Genomic DNA, 22,291 nt, shown 5'->3' with positions numbered 1-22,291 from the left:
TGCTATGAATTCACCTTCAGCGAATAGAGCTTATTATCATGAGAGTTTTTTAGAATTAAGATGAAAGATATATTATTACGCTTGTGAAAAATTTTGAGTAGATTTTTTCTGTATAAAGAATAAGTAATTCGTTACGCTGTCTAAATATAACTAAAAAAGTCAAAATATTTCTTTTTTGGGTAAATACTTAACAATTTTTCAACCGATGGCACTTTTTACGATTTACAAAACTAAGCAGCGCTGTTTCTATTTCAGCGCTGCTTATATTTTAAAAATAACGATCAGAAATTTTTAAAAGTGGTAGCGTATTCCACCAGACACATTTATTCCAGATACACCAGCTTTTTGAAGTTTCTGTTGATAATTAACATCAGCATGAAAGGCAATATTTTGTGATAATTGTGCATTCACACCAAGTCCACCTTCAATGGCAGATCCCATAGAATCAAAGTGGAACGTATCCCCAATCTGTATGGTGGCATTGTTAGAAAAAGCCTTAACAATATTCAATTTACCATAGAAAGAGAAAATACCACCTCCCTCAGTAGGAAGCGTTGTTTGCGTTAAGCGTCCACCAACACGCACCAACCATTGATGGGGATTGCCCATATTCACATCAAAACCATCAACATCTGAGAGTATGCCAAGCATAAGACTTTGATAAACAACTTGAGCGTGTGGTTCAAAGGCCAATCCTTTCGTACTGGTTTCAAATTTTTGTCCAATGGTTGCTGATACGCTAAATGTATCAGCGTCAGTTAATTCTGCCGTCTTGCCTATAAGAGCTGTAGTGACATTTCCCTTGAGAATTCCATAAGAGAAGAGCGCATTGACGTAGAAGCCATTATTATGGTGGAAGCGACTATATGCAGTAAGAGACCATTTATTGAGTGTACTTTTATCAGCACCTTCCATATCTTTTGGAGTGAAGGACAATCTCCCATATGTACCCAAAAGACCCAAATTTACGGCGATGTTTTGTTCTTCTAGTGCTGCTAATGTAACGCCTGCTTGTAAAGCAGCATAGTGAACATCAGCACCATAACCATATTGCAATGGAGTGCGGCTAGAGGATAATGTCATCTTATTGCCATAAGAAGATAAGAAAAGCCCTTTATTTTTATGATTTTTTGTTTCCGATGCTGTTGTTCGCATATCGTCTAATAATGCATTTTGATTGCTTACATCAGAAAGTCCTGTGGAAAATACAGCGCTGGGCAACACCAAATAGCTTGCCACTTGAGGAACAAGGGCTCTAATCTTTCCTTCATTATCAAGTGTAGCACTTTGCAAGCGGAAATCCCAGAAATCTTCATCTTGCGCATTTTTTTTATCTTTTAAAATCCCTTCAAGAGCATTTCCGTTTATAACATAGCTTGTGTAGTCTTTAAGGGTGTTTTCTTCTGATTCCTGAGATACACTTCCCAAGAGGCTTTGTGTGCTCTCTGCTTTTCCACGACTTGAGGTTGGCCCATAAACGTTGAGTACATATTGATAAGGCAATCCCGCCATTGTGACATAGCCATTTGCCAGCTTGAAGGATGTTTCATTTGCTTGTCCAGAGACTTGAATGAGTGAAAGTCCCCGTGCGTTTAAGGGAAGGGAATCCTCAGTCTCTGATTTTCTATTGTTTGAAAGATGATTAAAATAAATTGTTGTGGTTCCAGAGATATTTCCATGAATAAGAAGGCGGTCAGTTTTTTGTTGTTCTGTTTCTAAACCATCACTCCACTCGGTATTGAAATACAACCTTGCATTACCCGTTGCATAATAGGCTGTTTCTACAGTAGGGACCATATTGTCTCGTGATTCATAAACCTCAGCAGTTTTCCCTACACTCAAGATCTGATATTGCCCCTTTCCCAAAGCAGATGTTACATTAGCAGACGGTGCGTTAAATATAATAGAGCTATTATTAAGATTTAGTACTGAAACAGTAGAAAGTGCTCGTTGTTTAAGGTCACTGAGATCGAAATTAAAAGTATTAAAATCAGTATCTGAGTCCTCTTGACTGACTTTTAAGTACCATTTGCTGTTGTTGATCAGAGAAAGAGTCGTTGTATTTATTTTTAAGGTTCTTGCTCTTCCTTCTAGAATCGAATTATTCGCGGTTAATGTAAGAGAGACAGGAAGAGTATCGTCATCATAATATTTACGTCTGGTTTTATTTCTCAATAAAACATCAGCCCGAATTTCCGAATCTTTAAGGGAAATTTCAGCAACAGATTTTGAACCATAAGGACCCCGAATACCGACACCATCTTTCACAAGAAGTTTGCTCTTGGTAAGATTAATCCTATTGACAACATTTTCACCTTCTTTTACGTCACTTTTTGGGGTTTCATAAAGAACGATACCGCCCCCTCCAGCTCTTTGAACGGTTATGATTGAATCTTCAATATTGATTATACCGTTTTTAGTTTCTAAACCTTTGTATATTGAATTCGCATCAATTCTTTTCGCGTGAATTTGCCCACCTTTTGATGCGGAAAAAGCAACTGACTCTGTGTGTATTGTTGAGTTTGTAATTGTGGCAATCGCTTTTTCAGTCGTAGAAACCCCAGTTTTCTTATTGCGGATAAAAACATTATTAAGAGTCTTTTCCTCTCCTTTACCCAGCTCAAACTCATTAATAATTTCAGGAGGTTGTGTATTTGCATAAGTTGAACCGAAATGAGAAAAAATGAAAGTTCCAGCAATTGTACATAACAAAAAATTTTTCTTATAAATATATTTCTTACACATAGATATGCCTTTAGTATTTGGTATGCTTTGATGCTTACTTCACTCCCCTGATGGCGCAAGTACCCAACCAACTTTTATATCATTATGTTTTTATTGTAAACAACAAAACAAATTATATTATGGTGTTTTCTATAATTTGGATTTTTATTTCAGAAAAGCTTTTTTCGATGATTATGAAAAGCAGTAAAAAATGAACTGCATAAAATCTAGTTTGGTAAGTTTATACTAAAAACACTATGAAGCATGATCTGCGAAAGAAGCACGATATTTAAAAATTGTCTATTAAAGATAATCTTTATAAAAGCTTTATAGCGTTGTGATGGGAGATATTGTTTTATGCATTCACCAAAATTTCAGCAGATATTTCTTTAATATGGAAGAAGAAATGAAGGGCGATGTTCACAGGCTTTCTTTAAAGAGATATGTTTTAAGACACCAAAGACCATTTCGCGATGGTGTCCATGAATGCTATAATGGTAAAGCCCTTAAGCCCCATTATCTTAACGCTTAATAAAAGAGCAAACCGGCATCAACACACACTTTACCGGTTCCTAATGTTGCCAGACAGCCCTTGGCACTTGAGGTGGTTCATTATAGGCATTTTTAGGCCTTCCTTATATAATTTTGGTCCACATGCTTGCTCCACTTAGGACATGCAAGAAAAATTTGATTGATTCAGTATAGAACAGGTTTGAAATAATAAAAATTAGGATATTCGAGACTCTCATTTAACATGCAAAATGAATAATTATTTTTATAAATCAATGTATCGTCATTTGTTTTACGATGTCGGGTCGCTTTGTGCTAGAATCAGTGTTAAGAAATGCTTTGAGTAAGTAAAAATTTCGTAATCTTTCATTCTTATTATTAAATAGGTGTTGCTTGATATTCGTTTTTTATGGTTTTATTCTACATAGCTAGTCAGTGTTTATTTATAGGTATAATACTTTGATTTATAATGATAATATAGTGTTATTCACCTTGAATGAGAGTCCTGAATATCGTAAGATTCTCTCATTTCAAATCTCCTTATATTGAAGCAATCAAGTTTTTCTTGCATGTCCTAAGTGGAGCAAGCATGTGGACCAAAATTATATAAAAAAGGACTAAAAATGGCTCTTAATGAACCGTTTCAAGGGCCAAGGGCTGCCCCGCAACATCCACGAGCTGGGAATGTAGTGTGATGGTGCTGGCTTGTTACTTCACAAGTGTAAAGATGGAAGTGTTCAATGGCTTTATCGTTATACCCTTCACGGACACTGCCGTGAAATGGGCTTGGGTGCTTTGAGAGATGTCTCTTTAAAGAAAGCCTGTGAATGTGCAATGCAAGTGTATTTGGTGTGGCGTGTTCTGTTTTATAGGAGAGGTGTGCCCCCCTTAAAGAACGTGAAAAACAAAAGCGTGAAGCAATGTGTAATCTCCATTATTAAAAAGACATCGCTCTAGATGCTTTTGAAAGCTGTAAAGCTGAACTAAAAAGAGATGAGAAAGATGGGAACAGATTTTTACTTTACCCCTTCATATTCTTCCAAAATTAGGCTGTCTGCTCGTTTCAGAGATTACACAAACAGAGATATACGCAATACCCTTTCCACTATTGGGCATATAAAAACTGGAGCAGCTCGTGGTGTACTGAATCGTCTTAATATTTCTCTTAAACATGCAGTTGCTTTGGGGCTGAATGTTGATTTACAGACAATAGAAAAAACAAAAGCTCTCTTAGGAAAACAACGCCATAAAACCATCAATATACTGGAAAGATGGTTCGGCTTTTTATAAAACGCTTTGTCAAAAAACAACTATGGCACATTTGGCTTTGCGTTTACTTATTAGGTACATTCTTTCTTATAATATAGCCATTGGTAAGCTTGAAAGAGTTTTCTGTCATTTTCCCATAAGCTTGTATAAGCAAAAGTCCACCTGTACTTAAAGGATTAGAAGCATTTTTTACAATACTTACATCTTTTAAATTGCTTTAAAGCTTAAGTTAATGTGAAAAAACGCTTCTTAAAGAAATATCTTTCAAGGTATGTTACACCCATTTTGCGCCGACGCTCGTGAATAGTATAATGGTAAATTCATTGAGCACTCCCATCTTTACGCTTGTGAATAAACACACACGCCCCTTTACGCTTGATAAAAAAGCAAGCTCATGAGACACTTTGCAAGCTCCCAATGTTGCAGACAGCCTTGGTATTTGAGACAGTATATAAAAGGGCTTTTTAGTCTTGTCTTAACAGTTTTTTATCCACATGATCACCTGCTTGTGACGTTGCAAGAGATATGGTTTTGATTGATTCAACATGGAACAAGGTTTGTAATGAGGGGATCTTACGGTCTTTAGGGCTCTCATTCAACATGCAAAACAATGAACATTCTTTATAAATCAATGAATTGCATTATACTTTATAATAGTTGTGTCGTTTAGTAATTCGATTCACTGTTAGTTTCCTCAGTTTATACTAAAGTAGAAGCATTTTTAGAGACAGCAGGCCGATTTGTATTGCCATTTTCTCGTTATTGTTAAATGTTTATTGATGATTTTTTCACCATCTGTTGCATGAAGTGTCTCATAAGTTTTGTTGGATATGTTTTTTGCACCATGAGTTTCAAGGAACTTAGTTTCTGCTTTATGGGTAGAAAATAGTAAAATTGTTACAGCTGCTGTGCACGATAGAATATTTTTTATATAAAAATATTTCTTAGCTTCTATTTATGACTTAAAAAATAATAATATCGAGTTATATTTATTTTTTTAATAAAAATAACTTATAAAGTTAAATTTATAGATTTTATATTTTAATTATAAATTAATTATGAAATGAAAAATTATTTAAAGATATTATTATTTTTATAAAATTTAATAGCTTTACGACTTACCCCATTATTAGAGAAATAGGGTTATGCGTTAAAAAATAGAGAAAACAGAATAACTAAGTACTGCTTTTACAGTATCATTTTAAGATTGATAACATCATATTGTGCTTAAAAATCACTCCTATTATACTGGTTTTAGCAGTTTTTCTATCGTTTTATTTTCTCTTAGTTCTCTTAGTAAGATGAGCTTGGTAGATGAGAGGGATAAATATTCTCAAAACTGTTTGCCTAAAAGAACAGTACATGGAAATCTAAATGAATCCTTATAGGTGGTGTTAAGTTAATTGATTGAACAAACAAGAGGATAAACATATCAAGGGTATGAATAAAGAACTTCTTTTATCATTATCTTTTCCAATGTTGTTTCCTTTATATTATCTAAAAATACACTTTTTTAGTTTTATGGGAAAATTTGATAACAAAATGTGCTATGCGACTCGTGTAAAGAGAGAGAAAAAGCGTATTTAAGTGAAAAAGAAAACCCTTCAGGAAAAAAATAGATTTTATATAAAAAAGGCAGCATATTATACTGCCTTTTTGTTAAATTTAATAGAATGAATAAACTGTTTTTGCAGTTTTGATTTAAAACTGATAGCGTATTCCTCCTGAAAAGCTTGCTCCAGATATACCCGTTTTTTGCAGTTTTTGTTGATAACTGACATCACCATGAAGTGAGAGATTTTGAGAAAGTTGTGCATTGATGCCAACGTCACCTTCGAGAGAGGTTCCTGTAGGATCAAGATCAAAGTCTCTGCCACTCTGGATGGTACTATCATCACCAAATGTTTTGAGAAGGTTTACTTTTCCATAGAAAGAAAGAGGAAGGTTGTTTTGAGTGGAGACAGTTTTTGTTATACGTCCACCAATTCGCGCCAACCATTGGGAAGGGTTTTTCATATCAATTTTTAAGTTATCGACATCTACAAGAGTGTCAAACATTAAATGTTGATAAACCAGCTGTGTTTGTGGTTCGAATGTGACGCCTTCAAGACCTGTTACAAATTGTTTATCGATAGTGGCAGAAACACTCAGTGCTTTTGCATTTTTTAATTTTGCGGTGTTTCCTCTGATGGCATTGGCGATATTTCCTTTTAGGATGCCATAGGATAAAAGTGTATCAATGTAGAAACCACTGTTATGTTACACGCTTCCATAGGTAGTAACGGCCCATTTATCCAACGTGCTTTTAGCTGCATCTTCCATATCTTTTGGAGTGAAAGAGAGGCGTCCATAGGTTCCTCCTAGTCCCAGATGTGTTGTGGTGTTTTGCCCTTCTAAGGTTGCCAATGCAACACCGGCTTGGAGAGAAGCATAGCGAATATTAGCGCTATACCCGTATTCCAGAGGACTGCGCTTGGAAGATAAGGTTGCTGTATTCTCATAGGTGTATAAGAAGAATGCGTTCTTTATCCCTTCTTCTTTTCCTATGGTTGATACTCTCATGCTGGCTAAAAACTCGTTTTGTTTAGCTATATCGGTTAATCCAGTGTGAAAGAGAGCATTCGGCATAACGATATAGCTTGCTGTTTGTGGAACAAGTTTTTCTACAGTTGAATAAGGGTCAAGAAAGTCTTTGTGTAAGCGGAAATCCCAGAAATTTTCATTCTTTTCATCAAAGAGATTTTGGTCAATATTGGCTTTACCATGGCTTGACTCTGGGCCATAGGCAGTCAGCGTATATTTATAAGGCAAATGATTTTTTGTGGTATAGCCATTGACGAGTTTGAAAGAGTCTTTCTGTGCTTTTCCTGAAACTTGGATGAGCGCAAGTCCACCTGTATTCGAAGGATTAGAAGCATTTACTACGCTATTTCTATCCCCTGAATCGCTTTTAATATAAACTGTTGTAGAGCCTGAAACATCACCGTAAATGAGAAGTCTATCGGTTCTTTGATCCGCACTTGCAAGACCATCACTCCAAGCAGTGTTGAAGTAAATCTTTGCATCTCCTGTTGCGTTGTAGACCACTTGCGTGTCTGGTTTTACCAGAGCCTATATGCAATGTGTGATAATGATAGTCTACCAGTCCATCAAAAACAATAGAACTGTTATTAAGATTAAGTACAGAAACATCAGAACGTGATCTTTGAGCGATATCAACGAGTTCTCCATTTTCATTGAGTTCTGTTACGCTTGTTTTTACGATCCATTTTGTTTGATTTTGTAGATCTTGTTTGATTTTGTAGATCAAAATGTACATTTCTGTCTTTAGCAATTTTTGCTCTGCCTTCTAAAACAGAATGATCTGCGTTTAATGTAAAAGCGCCATTGGGAATTGCTTTAGTATATTGATTTTCGCAATTTTTTGGTTCTATAATGAGACCATCACCTAACAAAACATCGGCACTGACTTTTGAATTTTTGAGATTAACCGTACCAATTGATAGATCGGGAACATCATTATTATTGTCTTGGGTGGTGAAAACCCCCAATGAGAATTCCAGCATCATTTTTAACGTTAAGATCTGTATTGGTTACAGTAATTTCATTGTCTCGAAAATTTTGTTGCGTAATATCATCTGGATCATAGGGAGTAAAGAATTGCATACCAGCGTTTTCTGCAGTTGCAGAAGTATTTGCTATATCAATATGTCCGCCATTAGCTACATGTAGTGCAATTTTTTTGCTTCTATATTGTTTTTTTCTCACTCTGTTGTGCATTGGATGAGATATTAGGATGAGTAGATTTTGGATTTACACTTGTTTCACCATGACTCATTGTAATTGTGCTATCCCCAATTGCAGAAAGACCGACAGCAATATTTTGAATGATTGTATTCTCTTTTAAAGTAATTTCACTACTAGAACTGCTGGTCCGTACACCAGTGCGCGCGTTGTGGGGGGCTGTATTGATTGTTTTTCCACCAGTGATTTTTCCACCATCAATGGCTTCAAGATCGTCAAAAGTATTTTTAATTATTGTATTGCCGCGCAATTCAATTCTACTTTTCAAACCAAAGGCAAATGCGCCGGTTTCTTCATCATCTGTTGTTAGAGTAACATTCGTAGTATCGATTAGTCCCTTTTCTTCTGCATACAATGTAAAATGTGTATTTTTTGCTGCTACTGTTCCTCCTACCATTGTGATTTGGGAGTTTTCATCTTTTGCGTAGAGCCCATTTCCATCAGATGATGTAATTTGTGCATCGTTGGTTAAAGTAATGTTGCTGCCGTTTTGAGCATATGCCGTTTTGAGCATATATTGTTGCACCGTCTGTCTCAAATGATCCTCCAGAGACTGTTATTGTAGAGTTATTATCTGCGACTATGGCATTATGTATTTGTTTCACGTTTACATTTTGTAAAGTGACTGTACTTTGGTTTGCTTCTACCCCAACGAGTAGTGGTGCATCATTTTTATCACTTGATATCGTCACATTTTCTAGTTTGCTTTCTTTGTTCTTACTGAAGTAAGCACCAATGTTGGAAGCGGTAATGCTTCCCCCAGTCATTTGAAATGTAGCGCTATCTTTTGCTATAATACCTAAGTAAATGGAAGAATCAGTTCCTTTAATGGTTGTTTTATCCCCCGTTAATGTGATCATACTGTTCTCACCTTCAGCTGTTACAGCAGCGGGTGGTAAGATGGAAGGATTTGAGTTGTCATTGGTGTCTTTATTTCCGGTTACACTTAAATTTTCACCGTTGATTTTTCCACCTTTTTCTGCGTGAATAATTTCATAGGTTTCTCCGGTCTTTCCCGTAACTTCTTACTCTGCTCCTGAGGATTTAAGAGTTTCAGCATGTGCATTGAAATGGATTCTAGAGAGTATGATCGCAACTGTTGCTGTATATGATAAAAGGGATTTTTTATACATCCGTATTCTCCTTTGAAGTCCCCAATATTCATTCCCCCCACCAACTTCATAAGAAGAATAGAAAATGAATTGTTGTTCTTAGTGCTATTACATGTTGAGTAAGTTATTTTTGTTTCTTTGTAAAAGCTTTTAAGTAATTTGCACAAAAAATCATATTATACATAGTTTATTTTTTATTAAATGAGTTTATTCATTTGTCATCTCTAATGTGATTATTTGTTATAGCGTGATAAATTAATAAAAATAATTTTTGAGAAATACTGAATATCCTTATGATTCTTGAGTTATTTTATGATAATTATTTGAAGATATTTTTACTGAATACGAAAAGATATTTTTTTACTCTATCGTTTACAGCTTTTTATATTTTCTCTTTTTTTAATATTATATGGATAGCAAAATTTGTTGGAGATTTCTGATGAGGAGAAAGTTTTTAATAAGCGCTTATCTTATTGAGGTCGGTAAAAAAGACATATTTTAAGTTTAAAAACGTAATTAATAAAGAGCTTTCTGTTGAAGCTTTGAAATGCATGGGGGTTTGATTAATAAAATTGCGCTTTTATTAAAAGGACGCTGCTTTCATTAATTGGGGATTTTTATATATTCTAGATAAAAATACCTTACATTTTTTCTTGATGGAAAACGAAGGGGATAGCGTGGAGTAATTAGGATTTATAAAGCGAAAAGGTGGTAGAGTATGATACCTTTTTGTTTAAAACTAATAGCGTATTTCTCCTGAAAAGTTTGTTCCGAATATACCGGTTGTTGCAGTTTTTTTGATAGTTTATATCACCATGAAGGACTAAATTATCGAGATAATTGTGCATTGATATCAAACCCTCTTTCAATGGCAAAATTCGCTGAATCAAGGGAAAATATATCGCCAGCCTGTATTTTAACATCATCACTAAAAGTTTGAAGTAAGTTTACTTTCCCAAAAAAAAGAGCACGATTTTTTTCGATATTAATAATTGTTTTTGTTTCGCGTCCACCAATTTGCATATAGGCAAGGTTCGCCGATATCAATTTTAAATTATCAGCATTTTCAATGACGTTAAAGATTAGACGCTGATAAACAAGCTGTTCCTGTGGAGCAAACGTTAGTCTTTTAATATTCGTTGCGAATTTTTGATCAATTTTTGTTGAGGCAATTAACATTTTTATATCATTGACTTTAATGGTATTTTTTGCAAAATTTGCAGAAATGTTTTCTTTCCCAATGTTATAAGAGAAGAGTGTATCCATATAGAAACCTTTGTTATGCTCTACACTCTTATAAGCTGTGATTGAGTATTTGTTGAACGTACTCTTGTCTGCATCCCCTACATCTTTTGGAGTGAGAGATAATTGACTATAGGCTCAAGCTCCCAATATTAAGGTTGTGTTTTTACCATACTGTGTTGATGCTTTAAAATCTTCTTGTGTTGCATCATAGAAAATATCAGTACCATGATCGCATTTAAAAGATCCACACTCAGAAAATAAGGGTCTTGTGTTTCCGTAAGTGTAGAGGAAGAAAGCATTTTGTTTTTTATGGCTTATTCCTAATGCTTTAATCCATTATTGGCTCAAAAAGTATTTTTTGCGTTATCAATGAAGTGAGTATAGAAAAAATATTTTGCATTATTACATAGCGGGCTAATTATGGAATAACAGTTTTTACTGCTGAATCGGTATCAGAGAGCACTGGTTGTAAGCGAAAATCCCAAAAATTCTTATTTTCTTCTAAAAGGTTTTTTTCAGCATTTGTTTTACTATGGTTTGATGTTGGTTCATAAGCTTTCAGTATATATTTATAAGGTGAACCACTTATTGTGATGTAGTTCTTTGCAAGTTTGAAAGAGTTTTAATTTATTTTTCCAGAAACTTGAATGAGTGAAAGACCACGTACACTGGTAAGAGAAGAAGTATCTGTTTTAATATTGTCTTTTTCTAAATGCCCAGTTACATAAATCAGTGTGGTACCTGAAACATCACCATGGATCAGAAGACGGTCAGCTTTTTGTTTGTTTATGGCAGTATTATCGTTCCATTCAACATTGAAATGAATTTCTGCTCTTCCTGTAGCATTGTAGACTTTTTTAGTATTTAGTCTGTCAGATCCTATGTGCAATGTGTGATAATGACTTTCTTTTGGCTTTTCAAAAACAATAGAGCTGTCATTGATGTTAAGGACAGAGACATCAGAACGTGCCCTTTGAGCAATATCAAGTGATTCTTCATTCTGACTCTTTTTATTTGTGCTCGTTTTCAGGATCCATTTCGTATTGTTTTGCAAATTAAAGATTGTTTTGAATTTTTTTCGTTGCTCACCCTGCCGTTTAAGATAGAGTGATCAGCGTTTAGTGTAAAAGTGAAGTTATTTTTTTTCGTTGAAGTTTTGGTTAATAATAAAACATCGGCATGGATTTCTGAATTTTTTAGCTTGGCTTTACCAGTTGACTCGTTTGCATTAATTCCAGTACCATTTACAATATTAAGTTTTGTATTGGTCAAATTAATTTCTGATGTTCTATTGTTCTTAGATTTTTCAAATATTATACCTCTGTTTTCTGCTGTAGCAGAAACATCTGTTACATCGATATGTCCATTATTATTTACAACAAATGCATCTTTTTTAGCAAGCACTGTTCCTCCGCTCATTTTGGTTATGCTGCCGTTTTCTGCAAGTAATACTATTTTTTCTGTGATTATGGTTCCTCCCGTCATTTTTATCGTGGATTCTGTATCTCTTGCATGGAGTCCAGTGCCATGGGATGATGTAGCTTGAACATTTGTAAGAAGATATTGCTACTTTTATGGTATTAAATATTCCTCCCAATATTGTGATTTCAGATTTATTATTTGCAGTAATGCTATTCATCGCATTAGTTACTTTTACATTTTCTAAAGTAACTTGACTGTTGTTGTACGCAACTACACCACTGGATAGTGGTGCTTTGCTATTTGATATTGTGATATCTTTTAGCTTGTTTTCAGTGCTCTTACTATCTAAGAAATTAGCGCCAGTGTTGGAAACTGTAATAGTTCCACCGGTCATTTTCAGTGTAGCACCATTTTTTGCTTTAAGACCGAAGAAAATGCTAGAATCAGTTCCTTTAATGATTGTGTCATCTAGTAATTCAATTGCAGTGTTAGAACCTTCAGTTGTTATAGCGTGCATATTTGTGTTAGTGTTTGTTTCTTTATTTCCAATTATGGTTAAATGTTTGCCGATAATTTTACCACCTTTTTTTGTGCAAATAATCTCATAGGTTTTGTTGGAAACTTCTGTTTTACTTTCTGAAATTTCGAGATTTTTAGCATGTGCATTAAGATGGATACCAGAAAGTACAACGGCTGCAACTACCGTGCAGGATAGAAGGAATTTTTTAGTCATCAGTCTTCTCTTTAAAAGTTCCCAATATTCATTCCCCCCTCTTTCATAAGAAGGAGTGAAAATGGATAGTTTTCAATAAAATACCTAATTTCTTTTATTTTGTTTATTTTTATCTGGCAAATTAAAGTATATGATAATATAAATTATATGAATAATTTATATTCAATTTAAATGTATTTTAAATAAAAATTCTTTTTTTAGCTTAGTTATTTAACATTAAATTTTTTTTCTAAATATAAAATGAATATTCAGCAACAATGCTTCAGATGATAAGATTTTGCGAAATTCTGTTGTAGCATCCTGCCTTCCTTTCATATACTCAGCAGGGATTGTCCATAGATTACCTTCAGCCTGATCCTTATGAATATAACGTACAGGATAAGTACGAATGCCTGTCAGAATAAGGAGACGTAAAACCAGTTGTGTCATAGTTGTTTTTTTACAAAGAGTTTGATAAAAAGTCGGCACATCTTTCCAATCTATTGCTGGCATGTTTTTTACTTTATGGAGTTGTTTTCCTAAGAGTGCGCGTGCTTTTTCTTTTGCTTGTAAATCAACATCCAAACCTAAAGCAGCAGCATGTTTGAGAAAAAGATTAAGACGATTAAGAGCTCTACAAGCTGTTGCAGCTTTTGTATGCCAAATGGGGGCAAGAACATTGCGTATCTCGGTTTGCGTAATCTCTGAAACGGGTAAACAGCCTAGTTTTGGTAAAATATGAAGTTTTAAAGGCGAAAACCAACGCCCATCTTTACCATCTCCTTTTAATTCAGCTTTACGACTTTCAAAAGCATCTAAAGCAATATCTTTTAAATAATGGAGATTGCTTATTGCCTCACGCTTTTGTTTCTCACGTTCTTTAATGGGATCACGTCCCTCATGCAAAACAGAACGCCATTGGTTTGCTAATTCACGGGCTTTTTTTAAAGAGACATGTCTTAAAGCACTCAAGGCCATTTCACGACGGCGCCCGTGAATGGTATAACGATAAAGCCATTGAGCATCTCCATTTTTACGTTTATGGAGAAGCAAGCCGGCACCATCACACACTTTGCCAGCTCGCTGGTGTTGCGACAGCTCTTGGCACTTAAAACGGTTCATAAGAGCCATTTTAGTTCTTTCTTGTACAGTTTTTACCCATACGCCAGCCCCGCTTGTGACGTGCAAGCAAGTGATATGAATTGATTCAATCTGAGAGGGTTTAGAATAAGAAAATCTTACTATATTCGGGACTCTCATTAAATATACAAAATAGTAAATTATCATTATAAATCAATGTGTTGTATAGAATATACTATCCTACCGCTTACTAAAGATGAAAAATTTTGTTTTTTTACCATTGGTTATGAGGGGAAATTACTCGAGAATTATCTTAATTTTCTTATGAAAAATAATATTAAGATTTTATGTGTTGTTCGTAAAAATCTTATAAGTAGAAAACGTGGATTTTCAAAGGGACAATTAGAGAAAGCTGTAAGAAATATTGATATTGAATATATTCATATGCCTGAACTTGGAATTGCTTCTGAAAAACGACGAAATTTAAAAAAAATCAAGATTATAAACGTCTTTTTGAAAACTATCAAAATACAACACTTAAGAACAATTCTCATGCAATAGGAAAATTATACAAACTTTTTTAGATAAAAGACGTGTTGCAATTACTTGCTTTGAAACTGATGTGTGTATGTGTCACAGAGGGAAAATTACCTTAGCTCTCACTGAGTTAGAAGATTGGAAATGTGAAATTAAACACATTTAAAAAATAAATCTACAAACTTTTAAAATATGGAGATGCGTCCTTTAGTTTTCAGCACTTACGCCCATTTAAGTAACATGAAAAAGAGAAAGGTAATGAAATGATATGATATTTGATGATGGCAATAAATATGTAACAATACGTGAATGTGCCCAGCTTTTTAGCGTATCGACAACAACGGTTCTCAATTGGGTGCGAGAAGTTTCCTCAACCCTATAAGCTAGGAAGAGCAGTAAGGTAGAGGAAAAAAGAGTTTTAGCATTCACTCCAAAGAAAAATAAGGAGCAAATAAGAACAAATTAGGTGAAATTGTATAAACTGTAGAAGGTGGTCTAAAGGGTAAACTAAAAATTTCTATTTAAATAATAATAAATCTATATATTTTAATATGTTAAAGATAAAAAAGTGGTGCCCAAAAGAGGACTCGAACCTCCACGCCTTGCGGCACAGGTACCTGAAACCTGCGCGTCTACCAATTCCGCCATCTGGGCTCATAAAATTCATCTAAGCTTGTGAAGCAGTTCTGTCAATAAAATTATAGAATTTATTTTTTCAGCTTAAAACGATAGCATTAAATTTTTTGTGTGAAGGAGATCATGATTTTAGAAGTTTAAGATGTGATGATTGTCTTTGATGAAATGGTTGAATCGGGATTAAATGTGTAAATAATAGGAATGCCGGTCGCTAATTCTTGAGATATAATTTCTTCGCCATTTAGATCTTCAAGTGCCATCATAAGAGCACGAAGAGAGTTTCCATGCGCTGCGATCAAAACTGTTTGAGAGCGCAAAATATGAGGCTGGATATGATAAAGATAATAAGGCCAAATGCGTGCACCGGTGTCGCGGAGGCTTTCTCCATTCGGGGGGGCAGTTGTATAGGAGCGGCGCCAGATCTGGACTTGTTTTTCTCCCCATTGTTGACGCACTGCATCTTTATTCAAACCTGCAAGATCACCATAATTGCGTTCATTTAATGCAGGGGTCTTTATCAATTGCAAGTCAGATTGACCCATTTGCTCTAAAATATGCCTAGCCGTTTTTTGTGCGCGCTGTAAGGCTGACGTATAAGCAATATCAAATTTTAAACCAGCTGCTTTAAGATTTTTTCCTGCTTCTATTGCTTCTGCGTGACCTTTTTCTGTCAAATCAGGATCTTTCCAACCGGTGAAAAGATTTTTGAGATTCCATTCACTCTGTCCATGACGGATAAGTACAAGTGTGCGTCCCATTATGATTTTCCTACGTTACATTGATCGTTTAAAATTCATTGTTCAATCCCAAAACATCGAGCATTGAATAAAGACCGTTTTCATGATTTTTTGCCCACAAAGCTGCTTTTAATGCGCCATTGGCAAAGATAGAGCGTTCTTGCGCTGTATGTGAAAGAATAATGCGCTCATTGGAACCGGCAAAAATGACACTGTGTTCACCAACAACTGTTCCACCACGTGAACAGGAAAAGCCAATGGTACCTTTTTTGCGTTTACCTGTATAGCCATTGCGTTCATTAACACGCACATTTTGAAGCATAACATTGCGACCCTCAGCGGCAGCTTGTCCAAGAAGAAGGGCTGTTCCAGAAGGGGCATCAACTTTGTTAGCGTGATGCATTTCATAAATTTCGATATCAAAATCATCGGTTTCTAACGTTTTAGCGGCTTTCTTTACAAGGTTGGCTAAAAGATTTATTCCAAGACTCATATTGCCGGATTTGACAATTGTTGTATATTTCGAAAAATTCGCAATTTTTTCTTCTTCTGTTTTGCTAAATCCTGTGGTGCCAATAATGTGAACAAGACCTTTTTGAGCAGCATAGTGAGCATAAAGAATACTGGCTTGTGGTTGTGAAAAATCTAAAATACCTTCTGTGTTAGAAAAGGCCTTTTGGGGATCATCAGTGATGAGAATCCCAAGAGAATCTGAACCAATTAATGTACTCGCATCTTTTCCTACAAAAGGTGAATCTTTACGTACAAGAACAGCACAAAGCTCTACATCTTTCCTATGCTCGATTACTGTAATGAGTTCACGCCCCATTCTCCCATTCGCACCAACAACTGTAAGGCGCATTTTTGTCTCCTTATGATACTTTGACTGCGCGTAGTATAGGCAAATTCTTACTTTCTTTCCAACGGTTCTTTTTGTTTATAGAAAAAAATTTTTCTACTTTAATTTATTTTTTGTGCTGTAAAAACACGACCGTGATATAAGATTTATAAATTTATAGAGAGATATTTTTTGTTACAACGCGTGGTGGATATTTCTAGGTAAGGCTTGCTTATAAAGCTCTAATGGAGATTACGCATTACTTTACGCTTTTGTATCTCGCGTTCTTTAATGGGGGCACGTCCCTCATGCAAACAAGATACCCTAAAATAAATATGCTTATGTTGTCAATTTATGCGCTTGCTTTAAAAAAATGTGTCTCAATGCTTCTAAACTCATTTTATGATAGTGCTTGTGAAGAGTATAATGAGAGAGCTTCCATGAATAATATAAAGTCTATTCTGCACTACGGTCTTTATGCTTCATAAAAGAGAAAATAGGCACTATCATGTACTTTGCTAGCCTTCAATGTAGCAACAGCTCTTGGCATTTGAAACAATTCATCGGTATTTTTATTTTATTTTTTCTTTAATATTTTTTCCATACGCTAATCCCATTTGCAACGCATAAGAAAAAGATTTTGATTGATGCAAATGTGAGGCGGGTAATGGGAAAAAAGTATTTGAGGTTCATGATTCAAGTTAAAAAAGCGATTATTTATATTGTAGATTAATCTGTTATCTTATAAATAAAATCACATAAAAGGGGGCAAAAACAAGAGATCAATAAGAAGTCGAATTGTTTATACACGGGAGTTAATCGGATTCTTTGCCTTTTAAGGAAGTCAGTTAAAAAAATTGTTATGTTGTAAAGACGCATGGCGGTTTTTTTATCCTATTATGCCCTACAACCCTGTTGTTTAGAGCGGTGATATAAGGTATGAAAAGCTTTACATATTAAGTGTTTTTTAGATATCGTGATCAGTGTTCAGGGGTAGGACTTGCCTGTAGAGCCTATGAAGTGAACCGCATGAGTGGTCAGGAGGTGGAATTTGCCCGTGAGAAGCTGGATTGTTGATAGTCCGGTGGCTGGTAGGAATATCCGTTCTTTTAGGTGTGGGGAGGAGATCAATATAGAGCAAGAAACATCTCTCAACACTCTCAAGCCCATTTTACGGTGATCGCCCGTGAATAGTATAACGGTAAATCCATTGAGCATTCCCATCTTTACGCTTATGAAATAACAAGCCGGCATCATCACACATTTTGCCAGCTTCCAATGTTGCAACAGATTTTGCATTAAGACGGTTCATAAGAGGCATTTTTAGTCCTTTCTTAATAGTTTTTTATCTACACGCTAACCCCGCTTGTAACGTGCAAGCGAATAGTTTTGATTGATTCAACATGGAACAGGTTTGGGATGAGAGAATCCTATGATATTCGGGATTCTAATTCAACATACAAGACAGAGAATTATGATTATAAATCAACGCTTTATAGAGTAAATAATAGGCATGCTATGCAATGCACTTTTTCATATATTGAGCAGAATAGAGAATAGCATGCCTAAGTATTGTTATGTTACTGACCACACTTGCAATGGTGCTACAGCTCTTGTTTTTAACTAGAGTATTTAAAAATCCTTTTTTTCCTTGTGCTGATTTTTTATGTAACAGGACGAGAAAGTGATTTTTTTTGATGCATTATAAGGAGTTTTGAACTGAGAAAATATCATGGTGGCGTCTTATTCTCTTTTCAAGTAAGACTATAAATCAATGTATTATTGCATTGTTTGTACATATGCATAAAAATTTATAAACCTAGAAGTATCCTTTAGATAAAATATCGCTTTTACTTTTGTTGGTGAAAGGTGGTTAGAAATCAAGATCAGCATAGTGAGTACTTGCAACGATTCCGCGGACGCGATCTGTTAAAAGAGAACGAAAAGAAGGACGTGATTTAATTCGCATATACCAGTCTTTGGCAGCAGGAGATTGTTCCCAGTCAATTTCTCCTAGAAAGTCAAGTACAGAAATAGAGGCTGCGGCTGCTAGGTCTGCATAGGACAAGGTAGAACCCACTAAGCTATCGCGAGAGGCACAAAGCCAATTGAGATAGTTCATATGGGGTAAAATATTGGCACGCGCATTGCGTAAAATTTGTGAATTAGGAGCACCACCGCCAATGGCAAGTGGCATTTCACGTTTGTGGATTCGTTCTCGTACGATATGGCGCGTTGCTTCATTTTCGAATTTATTTAAGAACCAATCATTGAGACGGCGTACTTCCGCACGCTCTAAAGGATTTTCCGGAAAGAGCTTATTTTCTTGTCGTAAACTTCCATGTGTTTCGTCTAAATATTCGCAGATAACAAGAGGACCTGATAATGGAACTTCGTGTTCATCAAGAAAAACAGGAACATAACCAGCAGGATTGAGGGCTAGAAATTCGTGCCTCCTAGCCCATTCATATTCTTCAATCAGTTGCGTATTTAGACCATATTCCCCGAGAATGAGGCGTATAAAGCGTGAGGCAGTGGATAGGGGAGAGTGAAAAAGTGTCAGCATAATTTACATTATCAAATATAGTTGATGGGAATTCTTTCAAGTAATGGCTTTTTATTTATAAAGATGCTTGACGAGAAGTACAAGATCATTAGCAGCAGCTAGTAATTATGATTAATAAATTATTAATAATAGGAATACATTCTCTTATGCGATGGTTTGCAAAATGGCAGCACGTAATTCTTCCAAACCGAGAGCTTTTTCTGAAGAGGTTACAAGAAGCTCAGGGTAAGCTGCTGGGCGCTTGAGAAGCTTTGTTTGTGTGATCATAATTAATTTTTCTAAGGCTTTTGATTTGATTTTATCACTTTTTGTCAAAACAATTTGATAAGAAACAGCGGCTTTATCAAGAAGAGCAAGAACCTCTTCATCATTATTTTTAATTCCGTGGCGTGAATCAATCAGGATATACACACGTTTTAGCGTTGTGCGTCCCCGTAAATAACTAAAAATCAAATTTGTCCACGCATCAACCAGATTTTTAGGAGCAGCAGCGAAGCCATAGCCAGGCATATCTACTAATGCTAGAGGGGGAAGATCTCCTAGCTGCCCACTGAAACCATCGGGTACAAAATAATTAAGCTCTTGAGTCCGTCCTGGTGTGTTTGAGGTACGTGCTAAGCTTTTTTGTTGGACGAGCGCGTTGATTAAAGATGATTTTCCAACATTGGAACGTCCTGCAAATGCAATTTCTGGTGGTCCTTCAGGGGGAAGAAAGTGTATTGCTGGTACACCACGAATAAAAATCCAATTGCGAGAAAAAATTCCAGAAAGGGAAGAATCTCTTGTCATTAATGCACTTCTTTTTTGGGTGATTTTCTCCACATGGATTTCAGATTATCAAAAAGTTCAATTTTGACACCTTGGCGTGTCATCATGATACTTTGCTGGATTATTGATAGTATATTGTTCCATGCCCAATAGATGACAAGACCAACAGGAAAAGAGGCGAGCATAAAAGTAAAGATGACAGGCATCCATGTGAAGATTATCGCTTGAGTTTGGTCTTGAGGAGCGGGATTCATACGCATTTGTAAAAACATCGTTATTCCCATAATCAAAGGCCATGCACCAATCATAAGAAATGTTGGCGTTGTGTATGGCAAGAGACCAAACAAGTTAAAAAGAGATGTTGGATCAGGTGCCGCTAAATCTTGAATCCAGCCAAAGAAAGGTGCATGGCGCATTTCAATGGTGATATAGAGAACTTTATAAAGAGCAAAGAATATTGGAAATTGAACCAACATCGGCCAACAACCGGCAAGAGGATTAATTTTTTCAGTTTTATACAGATCTATTATTGCCTGTTGCTGCTTGGTTCGGTCATCGGGATATTTTTCTTTTATTTCTAACAACCGCGGTTGTATAAGTTTCATACGCGCCATAGATTTATAAGATTTATTGGCTAGAGGGAAAAGAAGTGTTTTTAAGAGCACTGTGACAAGAAGGATGGCGATACCAAAATTTCCTGTTTGCTTATAAAGAATATCAATGAGGGCAAACATTGGTTTGGTGATGAAATCAAACCAGCCCCAATCAATTAAAAGAGCAAACTTTTTAATTTTTAGGTCATTTTGATAATTATTAATAATTTCAACTTGTTTTGCACCAGCAAAAAGACGATTTGTAACAGTTTTTGTTTCATTTGGGGCAATCGTTAAAAGCGACCCTAGCAAGTCAGACTGATAATGCGTTTGCAAACGATCAAAATAAATAAAACGGCTTGTATATTCTTTATTTTGCGGGGGAATAACTGCTACAGCCCAATATTTATCGGTAATACCAATCCAACCTCCTGTTACTTTGGAAAAAGTCATGCTTTTTTGCCCATTATCAGGATTTGGGTCAAGCTCTGCTAAGGTTTTATATTTTTCAGTTTTGAGCGAATCTCCTGCAATACCTATCATACCTTCATGAAGTAAATAGGTTGCATTTGTATGTTCTGGTGGTGCTGCACGTGCAACGCGGGCATAGGACGAGAGATGTATTGGTTGATCACTTTCATTGCTGATAGAATCCTCAATGGTAAACATGAAATGATTATCAACAGAAAGGGTCCGCCGGAAGATTTGTCCCTGCCCATTATTATAAATTAAAGTGATGGGTGTTGAAGGGGTCAGGGTTGTGTTGTTTCCCTCTATTTTCCATTGTGTATCAGATTGTGGCAAAGCCTTTGCTGGCAAAGATGCGCTGGTAAAACCAAACTCAGCAAGATAGGTTGTTTTGAAGCCTTTAGGATTTAGCAAATCGATTTCCGGTGATTTTTTGTCGACTGTTAAACGATATTTTTTGAGGTGAAGATCATCAAATTGTGCACCAACAAGATTAATAGAGCCTTCCAATTCATTGGTTTTGATCGTAATACGCTCTGTTTTGTCCAATACAGCTTTCCGGATTTCAGGTGTCATGGGCTGTTCGATGATAGATGTAGCTTGATACGTTGAGATATCATCAGAAAAATCTGTCGTGGTAGTAGAAAGGGCTGATTGTTGTTTTGACAATTGCTGTGCGATGATTTGTTGTTTTTGTAACTTTGCTTGTTTGGGAGCAACATGAAGAAATTGCCATGCGATGAGCACTACGAAAGATAAGCCAATAGCGATAAAGAAATTGCGGTTATATTCCATCCGTACACCCTTGTTGTTGCTGATGTTTTATTTTTGGTTTTATTCGCCGATTTAATTCACTAATCAAGGATGTAAAAGGTGCATGTAACACATCACGGTACGCTACAATGACATAGTCTGTTCCTGCTTCCATGTGGTTTGTTACACCAACTCTCACGGCCTCACGCAAGCGCCTTTTAATACGATTACGTTTCACAGCATTACCGTTTTTACGAGTAACAGTGAAGCCTACACGTGCAAAAAGAGAATCTTTTCTTTCTGTTGTTTGTTCACGAGATTTAACTTCGAGCAAAAATAAAGGACCACGTCGTTTTTCTCCTGTACGGACAGCCAAAAAGTCTGCTCTTTTGCGAATACGGCAGGGATGTTTTTTCTTCATAAAAGAATATTTCGCAATTTCATTAAATGCCTGCAAGCAGACATTGTAGGTTCATAATAAAAGTTTCACAACGAAGAAACGATGAGCAATCCTCAA

Annotated in this window: 11 protein-coding genes, 1 tRNA gene and 6 pseudogenes; 3 read left to right on the top strand and 15 right to left on the bottom strand. The window is 35.7% G+C overall.

What is annotated here, in order from left to right; all coding sequences use genetic code 11:
* Window positions 1–291: 291 nt before the first annotated feature.
* The gene (locus ACFIMW_RS06340) at window positions 292–2,745 is read right to left on the bottom strand and encodes an autotransporter outer membrane beta-barrel domain-containing protein (protein ID WP_375608495.1); all 2,454 of its coding nucleotides are present in this window, start codon (window positions 2,743–2,745) and stop codon (window positions 292–294) included.
* Window positions 2,746–3,939: 1,194 nt separating this feature from the next.
* Between ACFIMW_RS06340 and ACFIMW_RS06335 the strand changes: the two are divergent.
* Window positions 3,940–4,576 (top strand): annotated as a pseudogene (locus tag ACFIMW_RS06335) (integrase); the annotation flags it as partial.
* A gap of 1,628 nt (window positions 4,577–6,204) precedes the next feature.
* Here the strand turns inward: ACFIMW_RS06335 and ACFIMW_RS06330 are convergent.
* From ACFIMW_RS06330 to ACFIMW_RS06305, 6 genes and pseudogenes are all read right to left on the bottom strand, one after another.
* A pseudogene (locus tag ACFIMW_RS06330) lies at window positions 6,205–9,167 on the bottom strand (autotransporter outer membrane beta-barrel domain-containing protein).
* 1,080 nt (window positions 9,168–10,247) lie between these two features.
* A pseudogene (locus tag ACFIMW_RS06325) lies at window positions 10,248–10,757 on the bottom strand (autotransporter outer membrane beta-barrel domain-containing protein); the annotation flags it as partial.
* A 529-nt stretch (window positions 10,758–11,286) separates the two neighbouring features.
* Window positions 11,287–11,718, bottom strand: coding sequence for a hypothetical protein (locus ACFIMW_RS06320; RefSeq protein ID WP_375608496.1), 432 nt, complete (start codon window positions 11,716–11,718; stop codon window positions 11,287–11,289).
* Complete coding sequence (locus ACFIMW_RS06315; protein WP_375608497.1) at window positions 11,691–12,068, bottom strand: hypothetical protein; 378 nt, start codon at window positions 12,066–12,068, stop codon at window positions 11,691–11,693. Before ACFIMW_RS06315 ends, ACFIMW_RS06320 begins: the two co-directional genes overlap by 28 nt.
* Window positions 12,058–12,819: a hypothetical protein gene (locus ACFIMW_RS06310; RefSeq protein WP_375608498.1), complete on the bottom strand. Its 762-nt coding sequence runs from the start codon at window positions 12,817–12,819 to the stop codon at window positions 12,058–12,060. The genes ACFIMW_RS06315 and ACFIMW_RS06310 overlap by 11 nt, the downstream gene beginning before the upstream one ends.
* Window positions 12,820–13,074: 255 nt before the next feature.
* Window positions 13,075–13,929 (bottom strand): annotated as a pseudogene (locus ACFIMW_RS06305) (tyrosine-type recombinase/integrase); the annotation flags it as partial.
* 165 nt (window positions 13,930–14,094) lie between these two features.
* On the opposite strand from ACFIMW_RS06305, the gene ACFIMW_RS06300 reads away from it, so the two are divergent.
* Entirely contained in the window at window positions 14,095–14,439 is a 345-nt protein-coding gene (locus tag ACFIMW_RS06300; protein ID WP_375614133.1) for a DUF488 family protein, read from the top strand.
* Between the two features lie 244 nt (window positions 14,440–14,683).
* Window positions 14,684–14,881 (top strand): annotated as a pseudogene (locus ACFIMW_RS06295) (helix-turn-helix transcriptional regulator).
* A gap of 103 nt (window positions 14,882–14,984) precedes the next feature.
* Here ACFIMW_RS06295 and ACFIMW_RS06290 read toward each other — a convergent pair.
* The 8 genes and pseudogenes from ACFIMW_RS06290 to rnpA all read right to left on the bottom strand — a co-directional run bounded on the left by ACFIMW_RS06290 (window position 14,985) and on the right by rnpA (window position 22,195).
* Window positions 14,985–15,069, bottom strand: a tRNA-Leu gene (locus ACFIMW_RS06290).
* A gap of 119 nt (window positions 15,070–15,188) precedes the next feature.
* On the bottom strand, window positions 15,189–15,809 hold the full coding sequence (locus ACFIMW_RS06285; RefSeq protein WP_375608500.1) for a 2,3-bisphosphoglycerate-dependent phosphoglycerate mutase: 621 nt from the start codon (window positions 15,807–15,809) through the stop codon (window positions 15,189–15,191).
* Between the two features lie 28 nt (window positions 15,810–15,837).
* Window positions 15,838–16,650, bottom strand: a complete 813-nt coding sequence (gene dapB, locus ACFIMW_RS06280; protein ID WP_375608501.1) for a 4-hydroxy-tetrahydrodipicolinate reductase — start codon at window positions 16,648–16,650, stop codon at window positions 15,838–15,840.
* 1,116 nt (window positions 16,651–17,766) lie between these two features.
* Window positions 17,767–17,947: pseudogene (locus ACFIMW_RS06275) on the bottom strand (integrase); the annotation flags it as partial.
* Window positions 17,948–18,499: 552 nt separating this feature from the next.
* Window positions 18,500–19,192 (bottom strand): glutathione S-transferase family protein, encoded by a 693-nt coding sequence (locus ACFIMW_RS06270; RefSeq protein ID WP_375608502.1) that lies wholly within the window; start codon window positions 19,190–19,192, stop codon window positions 18,500–18,502.
* A gap of 144 nt (window positions 19,193–19,336) precedes the next feature.
* Window positions 19,337–19,981: a ribosome biogenesis GTP-binding protein YihA/YsxC gene (gene yihA / locus ACFIMW_RS06265; RefSeq protein WP_375608503.1), complete on the bottom strand. Its 645-nt coding sequence runs from the start codon at window positions 19,979–19,981 to the stop codon at window positions 19,337–19,339.
* The gene (gene yidC / locus ACFIMW_RS06260; protein WP_375608504.1) at window positions 19,981–21,816 is read right to left on the bottom strand and encodes a membrane protein insertase YidC; all 1,836 of its coding nucleotides are present in this window, start codon (window positions 21,814–21,816) and stop codon (window positions 19,981–19,983) included. Before yidC ends, yihA begins: the two co-directional genes overlap by 1 nt.
* Complete coding sequence (gene rnpA / locus ACFIMW_RS06255) at window positions 21,806–22,195, bottom strand: ribonuclease P protein component (RefSeq protein ID WP_375608505.1); 390 nt, start codon at window positions 22,193–22,195, stop codon at window positions 21,806–21,808. Before rnpA ends, yidC begins: the two co-directional genes overlap by 11 nt.
* Window positions 22,196–22,291 lie beyond the last annotated feature (96 nt).

Source organism: Bartonella sp. AC329YNZD, assembly GCF_042196685.1.
Classification (GTDB): Bacteria; Pseudomonadota; Alphaproteobacteria; order Rhizobiales; family Rhizobiaceae; genus Bartonella.
The sequence above is the reverse complement of the archived record's forward strand: the minus strand, read 5'-3'. Positions and strand labels throughout refer to the sequence as shown.